This is a genomic window from Paenibacillus sp. CFBP13512 (genome assembly GCF_005233705.1).
Lineage (GTDB): Bacteria > Bacillota > Bacilli > Paenibacillales > Paenibacillaceae > Saccharibacillus > Saccharibacillus nuruki.
On record NZ_QGAD01000010.1, the window covers coordinates 55,618 to 72,179 of the forward strand.

Consider the following 16,562-nt stretch of genomic DNA (forward strand, 5'->3'; position numbering starts at 1 on the left):
TAAAGTATGAGAGAGGAACGGCTAAGTTAGCTTGATTTCCAGCGATCATAAGCTCCCTGATAAATCTCTACAACTCGATCTCCACCCATTTGCTTGATGGTGGCTAGATACGTATCCCAACTTGTTAATGGCTCTTGACCAGTAACAAATTTGGCTTCCATTTGCTCAATATACGTATCCATATCTGCACGTAGACTAGAAATTTCAGCTTGTTCTTCTTGTGTTAGATACAGAATAGGAAATGGTGGCTGTGGATCATACGCCAGAATTTTCTCATCATTTTGTTTGTCTACCCATGTATCAAAATCTTCTTTTAACCCTTTTTGCAAATCAGGGCTTAGTAGAGTAGGAGCAGGTGTACCATAGTTTGGTGTTAATGTGCCACGGTAATCTTCACGGCTGTTGTACTGACTTGGTAGCTCTTTCCATTTCTTCGTATGATCTTTTTCATTAACAGTCTCGTACATAAGACCTTCGGGTCCTTTATCAAACAGCATAGCGCCTTCATAGCTGTACATATAATCTACCCAACGCATTGACGCTTCAGGGGAAGGATTGCTTTCTGTAATCGCAAAGGAACCTGTCGATAATCCGGGATGAATAGCGACGGCTGGTTTGTCTACGGCATCACTTTTCACAGGAACGAACATCGGGTCTTTGGTCGTTGGCTTACCGCCATGGGTGAAATACGCATGCCAATCTTGGAACAGACCCAGTTGATTGTTAGCCCCTTTGGCTTTTTTCTGATCCGGTGTTTGTGAGAATGCTTCGTGATCTAGCAGATTTTCACTCCAGAGACGATTCATATACGTTAAGAACTCACGATAGCCGTCTTCGGTACGAGCAAAATGGACTTTGCCATCGGCATCATTGTAGATATCTTCACCATAGATGCCCCATGCGCCTAATAACCATGAACGAATATCGTCTAATTTAACAGAAGATAACGGAATTTCGTCTTTTTTGCCATTTCCATTCGGATCTTCATCACGGAAACGAACCAGTAAGTCATACAGTCCTTCTGTAGTAGTTGGTAAATCTTTTACTTTCAATGCTTCTAAGAAGTCACCGTTATACCACATCGGGCTACGATACCAGATACTTTGTTGATTGATAACTGGTAAAGAGTAGATATGACCATCCGGTGTAGTGATTGATTTACGAATAGAAGGGTCTTCATCCATAATCTTTTTGAGATTCGGTGCATAATTATCGATTAGACCTTCTAGAGGTACAAGAATCCCTTGATTTCCGTAATTGACTTCATCAGCTTGTGTTAGAGAAGAAGCATAGAAGATATCGGGATATTCTCCACTCGCAAAGACCAAATTCTTTTTCGTTTCAAAGCTATCCAGTGGTGGATTCTCAAAGGTAAATGAAACATTCGTTAACTTTTCCATTTCTTTAAAAGCAGGCATGTCTTTCCAGTTCTGTAGCCCAACATCAGGTCCCATCATCGACAATGTGATCGGCTCTTTAACAATCGGGAAGCCTTCTTTACTTACATTGGCAGCCGAGTTGGAGTTAGCGGCTTCTTCAGCTTTGCCGCCCGAACAGCCAGCAAGTAGGGTGGTTCCTAATACCAACGATAATGCAACGGTACCTGTTTTACGCATAAAGGTTGAACGGACTCGGAATGGAGATTGATTTGTCATAATAATCCTCCTTGTAAATGATAGTAGACTTTCGATCGTAAACGCTTACCCTTTCACTGATCCTATCATAACGCCCTGTACAAAATAACGTTGAACAAAAGGATAGACAGCAATAATAGGTAATGTAGCAACAATAATGACTGCATATTTCAGTAATGCTGCCATATCGGCTTTGGCATTCATCGCCATTGCGGCTTCACCACTGGTGGCTGCTCCTTGAGCTGAAGTAGACATTTCTTGCAAGACTAGAATCTGCCTTAATACCATTTGCAGCGGATATTTGGATTGATCATTTAAATAAACCAAAGCGTTAAAATAACTGTTCCAATGACCTACACCGTAGAACAAAGCCATAACGGCAATAATCGGAGTGGATAAAGGGACAACAATTTTTAGAAATAGTCGTAGATTGGTACAACCATCCATATGAGCCGCTTCTTGTAGTTCGATCGGAATAGTAGATTGGAAAAACGTACGAGCCACAATAATGTTCCATACCGAAGCAGCGCCCGGTAAAATCAATGCCCACATAGAGTTGACCAACCCTAATTGTTTGACAATCAAATAGGTCGGAATAAGACCACCACTGAAAAACATCGTGACCAGAAACATTCCCATAAAAAAGCCACGTCCTACAAAATCTTTACGGCTTAGAGCATAGGCAGCAGGTAAAGTGACCAATAGATTGATCAGCGTACCGACAACCGTATACAAAATCGTATTGCCATAACCGACCCAGATTTTACTATTTTCAAAAACTCTCATATATCCTTCAAATGTAATTCCTTTAGGGAGTAGCCACATTTCACCTGAATTCACATAAGAAGGTGTACTGATCGAAGCACTTAAAATGTACACGACAGGGTAAAGAACAAGCACAAAAGCAATCGCTACATAGAGGTAATTGCAGATCAGAAACAGACGATCTGTTTTCGATTCTTTGATCACAGCAGCCATAGCGTATCCTCCTTAGTATCGTATTCGTGAACAGTACATTACCATAGACTGTGCTCGGTTGTACGGCGAGCAATCTGATTGACAGTGATCAACAGAACCGCATTGATAGCGGAGTTAAACAGACCTACCGCAGTCGAGAAGCTGTATTGTACATTAATGAGTCCAGTTCGATATACAAACGTATCAATAACATCAGAAGAACTCATATTCAGTGCATTTTGCAATAATAGAATCTTCTCAAACCCAACACCGAGAATACTTCCTATACTCAAAATCAATAAAATCGTAATCGTAGGGATAATCGTAGGAATATTAATACTGATAATACGGCGGAAACGGCTTGCACCATCCATAATAGCGGCTTCATGAAGCTGTGGATCGACCGCAGACAGTGCAGCAAGGTAAATGATAGTCCCCCAGCCTGTGCTTTGCCAGACACCGGATAAGACATACATCGTTTTGAACCATGCGGGATCTGTCAGTAGACTCGGTGCACTAAATCCTGCCCATTCTATAAATTTGATAATGATACCTGTAGAAGGAGACAGGAAAGTAATAATAATTCCAGCCATAACTACAACTGAGATAAAGTGAGGTGCATACGTTACCGTTTGTACCGTACGTTTGAAAAATCCATTTTTAATTTCGTTAAAAGCGAGTGCTAATAAAATAGGTAAAGGAAAACCAACTGCTAATTCGTATAAGGAGATACTTAACGTATTCCATAATAAATCCCAGAAATAATAAGATTCAAAAAAACGCTTGAAATGAGTAAAGCCTACCCACGGGCTATCGGCTATACCTCGTGCAGGAAGAAAGTTTTTGAAGGCGATCTGAATACCATACATAGGTCCATAATGAAAGATAAGAAAGTACAAAAACGCAGGAGCAATCAATAGATACAATTCCCAATTACGTGTAATTCTTTTCCAAAGAGACTTGCGTCGCTCAGTGACAGTCACTTCAGAAATCGAGTCGTTATGAATTGTATTCGATACATTTCTTTGCATCATAGTCCTCCTTTCTTGTGGAACAGTAGAATAATAAAGAAGCGGTATATCGCTATGTGTATACTCTTATTGTAGGAAGATAACCGGTGAAGCGTAAATATGTGAATCATGAAGTAGTGCAGCAAAATCCGCATATTCCTTGTCAGTACTGGGTTTGTAGACGTTAGAGTGGGTAGGTATAGGTTCTAAAAAGATCAATAAGTATGTAAAATTTGCTGTCATATCATTAGCGATTTGGGTTATAAAAGTATTTATTTCTTGTTTTGAAAATATAATAGCGCTTACAAAATGAATAAAAATAATCAATGTTAGTTGTATGCGTTTACACATGTAAGGTTAATGATGGTATATCGCTATATGTTTAGCCAAAGGAGGTTATGTTTAAAATATCTCCATACCTTGTAACGGTATATATCTATTGAGTTCGTATAATACATATTTTAAATTCGATCATTAAAGGATGATAATCATGGATCAAAATGATAAAGTGTTGGATAAAATCGTAGGGGTATTTGATAATGAAACTCAAGTGAGTCGTACATTAGAAGATCTGAAAACGGCTGGATTTACAGAACAAGATATCTCTGTGATTGCTAAAGATCATGAAGAGATTGAACGTATTGAACAAGATACTCAAATGGATACCGCAGAAGGAATGGCTTCGGGTGCAGCTACAGGCGGAGTGTTAGGTGGAGTAGCAGGGTTATTGATCGGATTAGGAGCACTAACCATTCCCGGAATAGGTCCTATTCTGGCAGCTGGGCCGATAGCCGCTACTTTTACAGGTGCGATTGTAGGGGCGGGCGCAGGTGGACTGGCTGGTGGATTAGTAGGATACGGTGTTCCTGAAGAAGATGCGCGCCATTATGATAAACGTGTGAATGAAGGAGCTATATTAGTCTTAGTCGATGAATCAACAGGACGTGGAGCCGAAATCTACGAGATTTTCCGCAAAAATAATGCTTCTAATGCTCAATATGATGAAATGTAAAGAATAAAGATTATCCAAAGACGATTGTACAGGGAACTTAACTGTATGATCGTCTTTTTTGATGGATCGCTATCTAGCAATCTGATGTACCTTCTACATATACAAAATAAATAGTCGTTGACAACTTGTATATACAAGAATATAATCCTGTATATACAAGTTGACTGTAAGCGCTGTTGTAGAAGTTCTTATTGTAGAAATTCTATAGTGACCTTACTTAAGGAGAAATAGACTATGAATGCTTTATCTACACAATCTATAGAGATCACTCGCAAAGACTGGTGGCGTAAATCGGTCGTGTATCAAGTGTATCCACAAAGCTTTAACGATACGACAGGTAAAGGCAAAGGCGATATCAAAGGCGTAACCCAAAAGTTAGATTATTTGAAGCAACTGGGTATTGATATTGTTTGGTTGCAACCTGTATATGTTTCCCCACAAAATGATAACGGTTACGATGTAGCTGATTACTACCAGATCAACCCTCAATATGGAACGATGGAAGATATGGAAGAATTGATAGCCGAAATTAAAGCACGAGATATGTATTTGATGACCGATATTGTGGTTAATCATTCCTCAACAGAACATCATTGGTTCCAAGAAGCTTTGAAATCCAAAGATAATCCGTATCGTCATTATTATATCTGGCGTGATCCTGCTCCAGATGGTGGAGTACCTAACAACTGGCAGTCCAAATTTGGCGGTTCAGCATGGCAATATGATGAGCAAAGTGGACAATATTTTTTGACGTTATTTGATAAAACGCAAGCAGATCTCAACTGGGAAAATCCTAAAGTTCGACAAGAAGTGATTAACTTACTCACATTTTGGGCAAATAAGGGTGTTAGCGGATTTCGGATGGATGTAATTAATTTGATCTCCAAAGATCAGAATTTCCCAACCGATACAGACGAAGGTGAGCTAGCGATAAGAGATGGTCGTAAATTTTATACCGATGGGCCACGAGTACACGAGTATGTGAAAGAGTTGTATGAGAAAGTATTTGAACCTTATCAAGCGGTAACGGTAGGAGAAATGTCATCTACAACATTAGAACATTGTATTCGTTATTCTAATCCTGAAGAAAATGAATTTTCGATGACCTTTAATTTTCATCATCTCAAAGTTGATTATCCGCAAGGGCAGAAGTGGGAATTAATGCCGTATGATTTTGAAGCGTTAAAATCGTTATTATCCCACTGGCAAATAGGTATGCAACAAGGAGGAGGATGGAACGCTCTATTTTTCAACAATCATGATCAACCTAGAGCTTTATCAAGATTCTTGAATGACGATCAGTATCGAGTAGAAAGCGCCAAATTATTAGCAACCACTTTACATGGCTTGCAAGGAACACCTTATGTTTTTCAAGGTGAAGAAATTGGGATGCCTAATCCGCAGTGGTCCAGTATTGAAGAATTTCGAGATATTGAGTCTACAAATATGTATCGTATTTTACAGGAACAAGGCAAAACAGCAGCCGAAGCGTTAGACATTATTCGTGAACGTTCACGCGATAATTCACGTACACCAATGCAGTGGGATAATAGTCTTCATGCAGGATTCACGACAGGAACACCGTGGATCAAAGTAGATGAGCGTTATCCAGACATTAATGTACAATCTCAGCTTCATGATCCGTTCTCCGTCTATCATCATTATCGTCAATTGATTACACTTCGTCAGGAGATTGAAGTGCTTACGGATGGTACATATGAACGATTAGATCAGTCTCATCCTCAGATATTTGCGTATACACGTTGTAATCAGCATGAGCGAATGATTGTTATTTCTAATTTTAGTGAGCAACAAGCTATATTTAATCTACCTGATTCGATCACACAACAATATAGTGCAGAATCATTACAATCCGCTCGCTTATTAATTGGTAACACTATGGCTACGCCGTCTCTAAGTTATTCACTGATTTTGGAACCTTATGCTTCTTATATGTGGCTTATCCATTAACAAAGTATATGGTTATAAGCTAAGTAGAGCAGATTCTTTCTGTTCTACTTGGTTAGTATATTGAAATGTAGATATATTGAAGGAGTGGGGTCAGTTGGCAGATATCGATAAAAAAAGTGTAGAGCAGATTATAGCCGCAGTTGGTGGCAAAGAAAATATCGAAGTCGCTACACATTGTGTAACACGATTACGATTTGCTTTGCATGATGATAGTCTAGTAGATAAAGATGCACTGGATCAAAATGATCTGGTAAAAGGGCAATTTTCTTCACAAGGGCAGTATCAGGTCGTTATTGGCCCGGGGTTAGTAGATAAAGTGTACAACGAAATGATAGCGATTACGGGCGGTAACCGTGCTTCCAAAGACGACGTTAAAAGTGCAGCCAGTAAAAAGCAAAACCCGATCCAACGTGCCATCAAAACACTAGCAGATATATTTATTCCGATTTTGCCAGCGATTGTGACAGCAGGTCTGTTATTAGGGATTAATAATATTCTGACCGGTGCAGGTATTTTCTTTGAAGGGTTATCTTTAGTTGATGTCTATCCGCAGTGGAAAGATTTTGCTTCTATTATAAATACGATAGCGAGTACAGCCTTTACCTTTCTACCTGTACTGATTGGTTGGTCAGCCACCACGAGGTTTGGCGGTAGTCCATTACTCGGGATCGTGCTCGGTCTGATTCTGGTTCATCCAGATTTGATGAGTGCTTACAAATACGCTGATGCAGTTAATAGCGGTACAGTTCCTGTATGGAATCTATTTGGTTGGGAAATTAATAAAATCGGTTATCAAGGGCAAGTGTTGCCTGTACTTGTATCCGCTTACGTATTATCACGTATTGAAATCTTTTTAAATAAGCGAATAGCCGATTCATTCAAGCTATTATTATTAGCTCCAATTACATTGTTAATTACAGGTTTCCTTGCGTTTACAGTGATCGGGCCGGTTACTTTTGCAATCGGTAATGTAATTACAAGTAGCTTTGTTTATGTATTTGACACTGTGCCTGCTCTAGGTGGTCTGATCTATGGTGGATTGTATGCACTACTTGTCATTACAGGAATGCATCATACCTTCCTTGCGGTTGATGTACAGTTGATCGGAACACAAGGTGGTACGTTCTTATGGCCGATGTTAGCACTGTCTAATATTGCTCAAGGTGCAGGTGCACTAGCGATGGTATTGATTTTGAAAGATCAAAAAAGTAAAGGTCTAGCGATAACATCGTCTGTGTCTGCTTTTCTTGGTGTAACAGAACCCGCGATCTTTGGAGTCAATATCCGTTACAAATATCCATTCGTATTCGGTATGATTGGTTCAGCAATAGCAGGTGTATTGCTTACGATTAATCATGTATTGGCGTATTCGATCGGGGTCGGCGGTATTCCTGGATTCTTGTCTATTTTCCCGGATCAATGGGGCATCTTCTTTATCGGGATGGCGATTGTATTGATCGTTCCATTTACGTTAACGTTGATTTACGGCAAGATTATAGTACGTCGTCAGCAAAATAAGGCTTCAGCAGAGGATAACCAAACAGTATCCAAAGCAACAATGCCAACTACTACTGAATCGGTAAAAGGTTCTGCGCAACAAGCATTATCTGGTTCTAAGCCTACAGCTACAAGCGATGCAGATGCTGTCGATGTTTTGGAAGTGTTCGCTCCTGTAACAGGTGAAGCTGTGATGTTGGAACAAGTGCCTGATCCTGCTTTTGCAGAGCGACAAATGGGTCAAGGGATCGCAATCGAACCGACAGATGGAAAGATTGTAGCTCCTTTTGCTGGAACCGTCGTTCATATTATGGCAAATAGTAAACATGCGATGATTCTTGAGCATGCGACAGGAGTACAGATTCTGATTCATGTAGGGATTGATACGGTAGGCCTCAAAGGCGAAGGCTTCAATGTTCATGCAGCAACAGGTGATCAAGTAGAAGCAGGGCAGTTATTACTCGAATTCGATCGTGATACGATTCGTGCCGCAGGATATCCTATTATTACTCCTATTATCGTCCCTGATGGTCAAGATATGATTGAGTCGATTGAAGAATTACCTGGTACAGTAAATGACTTACAATCTCTTATTTTGAAAATTCATCTTAAATAATAATCTGTAGAATTAATCAGTTGGTAAAATGGAGAAAATAATTTGCTGATTTCAGATCATTTAAAAAGTGCTACAATAAATGTGGTGATGACAAGTGAATACTAATATTTTTCTACAAATTTATCATGATTATTCAGAACGTATACAATCCGGCGAGATAGCCGCAGGCACCAAGCTTCCGTCTGAAAATGATCTAACCAGAGAATATGGTATTTCCCGTGAAACTGTTCGTAAAGCACTCCAATTGCTTTCAGAGAATGGCTTTATTCATAAAATCAAAGGGAAAGGTTCATTTGTCTTGGATCTTGGGCGAATGAACTTTCCATTAAGTGGTCTGGTTAGTTTTAAAGAAATGTCAGAACGGATTGGACGTAAGTCGCAAACGATTGTGTATACGACAGAGCATATTCCTATTCCTCATGCTGTAGCTCGTCATCTGGAAACCGACAAACATGCAACGGTATGGCAAGTGATTCGCGCGCGCAATATTGAAGGCGAGAAAGTCATTTTAGACAAAGATTATTTTCGCTCAGATGTTGTTCCGTTGTTAACGAAAGAAATTGCGAGTGGATCGATCTATGCTTATCTGGAAAATGAATTGGATTTGCAGATCAGTTATGCCAAAAAAGTGATCTCGGTTGAAGATGCCACAGCGGAGGATAAAGAATTGCTAGATTTAAAACAGTACACTCATGTGGTGGTTGTACGTAATTATGTGCATTTGGAAGATACGACTCTTTTTCAGTACACAGAATCCAGACATCGCTTGGACAAATTTCAATTTGTTGATTTTGCCAGACGTTCTCCGGGAGAAGAGAAATAGCTTTAGGATGGCTTGAAAAAGAGTGCGCTATCAAAAGGTCTATACACATTCGCTGTAACATAGTGAATGTGTATAGACCTTTTTTAATTCTAAAAGTGAGCTGAATAGTTTATGTCATAGTGAGAATAAGTGTAAAGATGTTTGACTTTTAATCGTAATCTTACTACACTCAGAATATAGGTTTATAATTCCTATTTGTTTAATAGGTTTTTTTATTTTTCTATTTATTGACCAGTGGTTTAAAATGCAATATTCGTTATTATTGTTCATATAACATCATATAATGATTACGTAATTAAAGGAGCAAAATAGAATGGCTTTATATCGCAGTACGATGGATTTGATCGGAAATACACCGCTTGTGGAGATCAATGCCTATACATTACCACGAGGTATTCGTTTATTCGCTAAGTTGGAGTTTATGAATCCGGGAGGCAGTGTTAAAGATCGTGTAGGTAAAGCACTACTTCATGAAGCACTAGCTACAGGCAAAATCAAACCGGGCGGTACATTAGTAGAAGCGACAGCAGGAAATGCAGGGATCGGTCTAGCGATGGCAGCGATCCATGAAGATATTTCTGTTGTTTTTGCAGTTCCTGAGAAATTCAGTATTGAAAAGCAGACGCTTATGAAAGCTTTAGGCGCTCGAATTGTACATACGCCGACAGCTAAAGGTATGCGTGGTGCAATCGACAAAGCACGTGAACTGGTTGAAGAGATTCCCGGGGCTTATTGTCCGGGACAATTCACCAATCCTGATAATCCCAAAACGTATTATCAAACGATGGGACCTGAGATTTGGAACGATCTCGAAGGGAAAGTTGATGTTTTTGTAGCCGGTGCAGGTTCAGGCGGTACATTTATGGGCACAAGTCGTTACTTGAAAGAGCAAAATCCCAATCTTAAAACAGTGATCGTCGAACCAGAAGGTTCTATTATCAATGGTGGCGAATCCGGTTCGCACAAAACAGAAGGCATTGGCATGGAGATGATTCCAGAATTTATGGATAAATCTTATTTCAATGCGATTCATACCATCAGTGATGAAGATGCTTTTAACCGTGTCGCTGAATTGGCTCGCTTAGAAGGGCTACTAATCGGAAGCTCCGCAGGATCAGCGTTACATGCAGCACTACTAGAAGCTGAAACAGCGCCTGATGGTGCACATATTGTTACTATTTTTCCGGATAGCAGTGAACGTTATTTGAGTAAACAAATTTATGAAGGTGGTATTTAACTATGAAACGCAAAACAAAATTAATTCACGGCGGTATCTCCGGCGATCCACATACAGGCGCAGTCAACGTTCCTATTTATCAAGTCAGTACGTACAAGCAAGAAGAAATCGGTGTACACAAAGGATATGAGTATTCACGTACAGGTAATCCAACTCGATTTGCTTTAGAAGAATTGATCAAAGATTTGGAAGAAGGATTCAAAGGATTTGCCTTTGGTTCAGGTATGGCGGCTATTCATGCCGTATTCACTTTGTTCAATACAGGGGATCATGTGCTGTTAACTGATGATGTCTATGGCGGTACGTATCGGATTTTCACCAAAGTATTGGCTCGTCTTGGGATTGAGTCTACTTTTGTAGATACGACTGATCTTGAAGCGATTCGTCAAGCGATCCAGCCCAATACAAAAGCAATCTATGTGGAGACACCAACCAATCCATTGCTTAAAGTAACCGATATTCGCGCAGTAGCTGATGTCGCTCATGAACATGATCTATTATTTGTCGTCGATAATACCTTTGCGACACCATACTGGCAAAATCCGATTCCTTTAGGTGCAGACATTGTACTTCACTCGGCGACTAAATATTTGGGTGGTCATAGTGATCTTGTAGCAGGTTTGGTCGTTGTCAATAATGAGAAGCTAGCTGAAGATATTCATTTTATCCAAAATGCTGTTGGTGGAATTTTGGGTCCTCAAGATGCATGGTTATTGATTCGGGGTATCAAAACATTAGGACTACGTATGGAAGCGATAGAACGTAATGCACACGAAATCGTTACTTTTTTATCAGAGCATCCAGCAGTAAGCAAAGTGTACTATCCTGGACTTACTTCTCATCCTCAACATGAATTATCCAAAAAGCAAACAGCTGGCTTTGGCGGTATTATTTCATTTGATGTAGGTAGCGATGAGAAAGCAGCGGCATTACTGAAAAAATTAACGTATTTCACATTAGCTGAAAGTCTAGGCGCAGTGGAAAGCTTAATTTCGGTGCCTGCACGTATGACGCATGCTTCTATTCCAGCAGAACGCAGAGCAGAGCTAGGTATTACGCCAGGTCTTGTACGGATTTCTGTAGGGATTGAAGATATAGAAGATTTAATAGAAGATCTGACTAAGGGCTTAAATTCCTAATCATTAGCCATATGATAAAGCGATAATCTATCACTATAAATGACAAAATTGAAATATTTAATTTTTGTCTATGATATAGTGAATTGATTATCGCTTTTTTTAATAGAGTCTTATTTTTATGGATACATAAAGTAGAAATGAAAGATAAGTTATGAACGTATTTGTATAATATTACGGAAATAAATAATCAGAAGTATAAATAGTTATTGAACAGAGAACCTGCATAGGTAAGCTCAAAATGATAACAATAGGATCAAAATACCGCCTATATAAACCAATATTAGCTGATTTAATCACTTTTATACGGTTAATACTATAATAGACACCCAAAACATATATAAAAAAAGTGCATATTATTGTTTGCACAATTATAACTACATTCTAAACATATTCATGACAATCTGGTTTTCCGAAATGTGTATTGATCCTGAGGAGGACGAATGAAAATGATGAACCATGACCATGTAAATGAGATGAATAACGAACAAACAAATGACAAAGTTGTAGGAATGTTTGTAGACGAGCAACATGCGACTCAAGCGATCGAGCAATTGAAAGCAGCAGGTATTTCTACCGATCGAATCTCTGTTATTGCTAAAGATAAAAAAGATCTAAAACATATTAGTGATGAAACAGGAACAAAAGCTCCTGAAGGTATTGCAACAGGCGCAACAGCTGGAGGATTACTAGGCGGTACAGCAGGACTTCTTGCAGGCTTAGGAATGATGGCTATTCCTGTATTTGGACCGATTATGGCAGCAGGACCTATCGTAGTTGCTTTGACAGGTGCGGCAGTAGGCGCCGGTGCTGGTGGTCTAGTAGGCGGTCTTATTGGACTTGGTATTCCTGAAGATGAAGCAGCAGAATACGAGAACAATGTTAATGAAGGACAAATTCTAGTCTTGGTCGATGAGTCAGCAGGTCATCGTGATCAAATTTATGATATTTTCCGCACCAACCATGCTTCAAATAGTCGATTTTATGGTCGCAAAGATTCAGCATCTCCGACTATCCCGACAACTGATCATTTAAGTACACCTGTGGATCATACCGTAACAACAGATCACACAGATCATGATCGTTCACAAGTAACAGAAGAAGAGCAAGCGCTACGTTTACGTCAAGAAGAACTTCTAGCACGTGAAAATGAGCCTGTTATCAAAGAAGATGTAGCGGCGAATACAACTAACCCTTTACATCGTAATCAACGATAAGAAGTGCGTTGTTATATGAACAAACAATATCATTTATGAATTACAAAATAATTCTAAATAATCCAAATTAAGTGTTTTAAATATTTTTATACGGTTAAGTCTATATCAGAGTCACACGAAATCTAAATACAAATTTGGTATACATCCCAAGGAGGAAAACATCATGGAAAACAATAATCTAAATACAAACAACAACGAATTGAACAACGATAAATTAGTAGGTGTATTTCAAACCGAACAACAAGCGAGTCAAGCTATCGAAGATCTAAAAGCATCAGGTATTAACAAAGACAATATCTCTGTTATTGCTAAAGACAAAAAAGACTTGAAGCATATTAGTGAAGAAACAGGAACAAAAGCACCTGAAGGTATTGCAACAGGAGCAGCAGCAGGCGGTACTATCGGTGGTGTTGCAGGACTTCTTGCAGGTATCGGAATGATGGCTATTCCCGTATTTGGTCCTATCATGGCAGCTGGTCCAATCGCAGTAACATTAGCAGGAGCCGCAGCAGGAGCTGCTGGTGGCGGACTTGTTGGTGGACTTATCGGACTGGGTATTCCTGAAGATCAAGCAAAAGAATACGAAAACAATGTAAAAGAAGGACAAATTCTAGTGTTGGTTGATGAGCAGACAGGTCGTCAAGTGACTGTATATGATATCTTCCGCAAAAATCAAGCTTCTAATACTAGATATTATGATACAGATACAACAACGACTGCTTCCACAACAGGAACAGGTCTTGATAACGTAAATGTTGATCCTGATTTAAATGATGGTCGAGTTGGCGATGAGCGCGATCCGTTGAACTTACCTAGAAAATAAGTTGTTACTATTGAGACAACAATAATAAAGCTATGTATCGTTAATGCTTTAAAAGGCTCTATAAGCTAATCGCTTGTAGAGTCTTTTTTTCGTATTTCTGTTTAAGTGTTCCATTAGATATAACTTGGGTAATAGTAAAAGAAGTGAAATATAGTCAATATGCCATTATTTGATTACGCAAAATTTGTTTGTATGAAAACTCGGTCGAATGTAGTGGTTCGGCGCTGATATTATACATAACCTATAAAGATCAGATGGATGATAAAGAGGAGGCACGTTTATGATTAAGTTACAACAAGTCACGAAGCAATATGAAGACGGTACGATTGCTGTACATCCGATGAATTTACATATCCAAAAAGGCGAATTTTTTGTACTGGTTGGGCCTAGTGGATGTGGTAAAACAACAACACTCAAAATGATCAATCGATTGATTGAACCAAGTTCAGGATCGATTGAAATCAACGACCAACAAGTGAATCATATGCCTGTACATGAATTGCGACAAGGAATAGGGTATGTGCTACAACAGATTGCTTTATTTCCACATATGACGGTAGAAGAAAATATAGCGATTACACCTGAGTTATGCGGATGGGATCGTAAAAAAACAGATCAACGAATCGATGAACTTCTTCATATGGTTGGACTTGATCCTAAAGTGTTCCGTACACGTAAACCAGATGAATTATCTGGAGGGCAACAACAACGGATTGGTGTATTACGCGCGCTGGCTGCTGATCCACCCGTTATTTTGATGGATGAACCTTTCAGTGCACTTGATCCTTTGGCGAGAGAACGATTGCAAAATGATCTGTTAGAACTACAAGCGACGATTCAGAAAACGATTGTATTTGTAACTCATGATATTCAAGAAGCACTCAAATTAGGAGATCGTATTGGTGTGATGCGTGAAGGACATATTATTCAAGCGGATACACCAGAACAATTGTTACATCATCCAGCAGATCCTTTTGTTAGTGAATTTTTTGGTTCGGTACAAGTAGAATCCAATCCATTACCTTCACTACTCCAAAAAACATCTGTATATAGCAAAGGAGAAGCTGAATAATGAATAATTTGTGGGAAGTCATGATTCAGCGTCAGGATCAATTATTACAAGCATTAACTCAACATATCCTGATTTCTTTTGTAGCGCTATTATGTGCTTTGATTATTGCCATTCCTTTAGGGATCTATATCGCTCGTCATTTGAAAATATCAGAAGGAGTGCTAGGCGTTGCCGCTGTATTACAGACGATTCCTTCACTGGCTTTGCTTGGTCTGTTGATTCCGTTACTAGGGATTGGTATTGTACCTGCTATTGTAGCGATAGTGATCTATGCATTGTTGCCTATTTTGCGTAATACATATACAGGTATTCGAAAAGTCGATCCTTCTTTAATCGAAGCCGCAGATGCTATGGGTATGACACCGATGAAGAGATTGTTCAAAGTCGAGTTGCCTTTAGCGATGCCTGTTATTATGGCAGGTATTCGTACAGCGATGGTTCTTATTATTGGAACAACTACACTGGCTGCATTGATTGGTGCAGGTGGGTTAGGAGATATTATTTTACTAGGGATCGATCGCAATGATACAGCATTACTGATCTTAGGAGCAGTACCGGCAGCGTTACTTGCAATTATATTCGATCTATTACTACGTGTGATTGAAAAAAGATCATTCCGACAATCGATCATCTGGTTATCTGCTACAGCATTAATTGTAATTGCAGTTAGTGTGATTCCGTTGTTCAACAATACGCAAAAAGATTTGGTGATTGCAGGTAAGCTGGGTGCAGAGCCAGAAATTTTGATTAATATGTACAAAGAATTGATCGAACAAGATACAAGCTTAACAGTTGAACTAAAGCCAGGCATGGGTAAAACTACATTTTTATTCAACGCTTTAAAAAATAAAAATATTGATATCTATCCTGAATTTACAGGCACAGCTCTGGCAGAATTCCTTAAAGAAGATGCCGTCAGTACAGATAGTACAGAAGTATACAATCAAGCCAAAGAAGGCATGTCCAAAAAGTTCAATATGGATATGCTAGCACCGATGAAATATAACAATACGTATACATTAGCTGTACCAGAGGCATATGCAGAACAGAACCAATTGGAAACCATGTCTGATCTGCAAAATGTATCTTCACAAGTTAAAGTTGGATTTACACGCGAATTTGCCGATCGTAATGATGGATATATTGGGATAACCAAATTATACGGATTCACTTTCCCTAATTTGCAAACGATGGAGCCCAAACTCCGTTATAGTGCGATCGCATCCGGTGATATTCAATTGATGGATGCGTATTCGACAGATAGTGAACTACAACGGTATAAGCTAAAAGTGCTCAAAGATGACAAAGGATTATTTCCACCCTATCAAGGTGCCCCTTTGATGCGGGATGAGACATTAAAGCAATATCCTGAAGTGGCAGAAGCATTAGAGCGCTTATCCGGTCAGATTACTGATGATGAAATGCGCGCCATGAATTATCAGGTAGATGTCGAAGGGAAGCCCGCATCTGAAGTAGCAACAGCCTTTTTACAGCAAAAAGGGTTATTGAAATAAGAGGTATACACTAATGATGGATATTCTTGCAAGCTAATTTCAA

The 16,562-nt window shown here is 39.2% G+C and carries 13 protein-coding genes; 10 read left to right on the top strand and 3 right to left on the bottom strand.

Features of this window, described 5'->3' with window-relative positions; all coding sequences use genetic code 11:
* Window positions 1–26: 26 nt before the first annotated feature.
* The 3 genes from PaeCFBP13512_RS15190 to PaeCFBP13512_RS15200 are packed head-to-tail and all read right to left on the bottom strand — an operon-like array spanning window position 27 to window position 3,622.
* Window positions 27–1,655, bottom strand: a complete 1,629-nt coding sequence (locus PaeCFBP13512_RS15190; protein ID WP_241669398.1) for an ABC transporter substrate-binding protein — start codon at window positions 1,653–1,655, stop codon at window positions 27–29.
* 45 nt (window positions 1,656–1,700) lie between these two features.
* A complete protein-coding gene (locus PaeCFBP13512_RS15195; RefSeq protein ID WP_069328253.1) occupies window positions 1,701–2,612 on the bottom strand; it encodes a carbohydrate ABC transporter permease in 912 nt (303 codons plus the stop codon).
* Window positions 2,613–2,650: 38 nt separating this feature from the next.
* Window positions 2,651–3,622 carry an ABC transporter permease gene (locus PaeCFBP13512_RS15200; protein WP_069328254.1) on the bottom strand — a complete coding sequence of 324 codons (972 nt, stop codon included), beginning with the start codon at window positions 3,620–3,622 and terminating at the stop codon, window positions 2,651–2,653.
* A 469-nt stretch (window positions 3,623–4,091) separates the two neighbouring features.
* Between PaeCFBP13512_RS15200 and PaeCFBP13512_RS15205 the strand changes: the two genes are divergently transcribed.
* From PaeCFBP13512_RS15205 to PaeCFBP13512_RS15250, 10 genes are all read left to right on the top strand, one after another.
* Window positions 4,092–4,613, top strand: a complete 522-nt coding sequence (locus tag PaeCFBP13512_RS15205; RefSeq protein WP_193555956.1) for a general stress protein — start codon at window positions 4,092–4,094, stop codon at window positions 4,611–4,613.
* Between the two features lie 234 nt (window positions 4,614–4,847).
* Window positions 4,848–6,584, top strand: a complete 1,737-nt coding sequence (treC, locus tag PaeCFBP13512_RS15210; RefSeq protein WP_137224186.1) for an alpha,alpha-phosphotrehalase — start codon at window positions 4,848–4,850, stop codon at window positions 6,582–6,584.
* Window positions 6,585–6,678: 94 nt separating this feature from the next.
* On the top strand, window positions 6,679–8,697 hold the full coding sequence (treP, locus tag PaeCFBP13512_RS15215; RefSeq protein ID WP_137224188.1) for a PTS system trehalose-specific EIIBC component: 2,019 nt from the start codon (window positions 6,679–6,681) through the stop codon (window positions 8,695–8,697).
* A 94-nt stretch (window positions 8,698–8,791) separates the two neighbouring features.
* Complete coding sequence (gene treR, locus PaeCFBP13512_RS15220) at window positions 8,792–9,520, top strand: trehalose operon repressor (protein WP_137224190.1); 729 nt, start codon at window positions 8,792–8,794, stop codon at window positions 9,518–9,520.
* Window positions 9,521–9,833: 313 nt separating this feature from the next.
* Window positions 9,834–10,757 carry a PLP-dependent cysteine synthase family protein gene (locus PaeCFBP13512_RS15225; protein WP_069328259.1) on the top strand — a complete coding sequence of 308 codons (924 nt, stop codon included), beginning with the start codon at window positions 9,834–9,836 and terminating at the stop codon, window positions 10,755–10,757.
* Between the two features lie 2 nt (window positions 10,758–10,759).
* Window positions 10,760–11,896: a bifunctional cystathionine gamma-lyase/homocysteine desulfhydrase gene (locus PaeCFBP13512_RS15230; RefSeq protein WP_069328260.1), complete on the top strand. Its 1,137-nt coding sequence runs from the start codon at window positions 10,760–10,762 to the stop codon at window positions 11,894–11,896.
* A gap of 446 nt (window positions 11,897–12,342) precedes the next feature.
* Window positions 12,343–13,110, top strand: a complete 768-nt coding sequence (locus PaeCFBP13512_RS15235; RefSeq protein WP_441343334.1) for a general stress protein — start codon at window positions 12,343–12,345, stop codon at window positions 13,108–13,110.
* 163 nt (window positions 13,111–13,273) lie between these two features.
* A complete protein-coding gene (locus tag PaeCFBP13512_RS15240; RefSeq protein WP_069328262.1) occupies window positions 13,274–13,933 on the top strand; it encodes a general stress protein in 660 nt (219 codons plus the stop codon).
* Window positions 13,934–14,213: 280 nt separating this feature from the next.
* Complete coding sequence (locus tag PaeCFBP13512_RS15245; protein ID WP_069328263.1) at window positions 14,214–15,005, top strand: ABC transporter ATP-binding protein; 792 nt, start codon at window positions 14,214–14,216, stop codon at window positions 15,003–15,005.
* Window positions 15,005–16,519 (top strand): ABC transporter permease/substrate-binding protein, encoded by a 1,515-nt coding sequence (locus PaeCFBP13512_RS15250; RefSeq protein WP_137224192.1) that lies wholly within the window; start codon window positions 15,005–15,007, stop codon window positions 16,517–16,519. Before PaeCFBP13512_RS15245 ends, PaeCFBP13512_RS15250 begins: the two co-directional genes overlap by 1 nt.
* Window positions 16,520–16,562 lie beyond the last annotated feature (43 nt).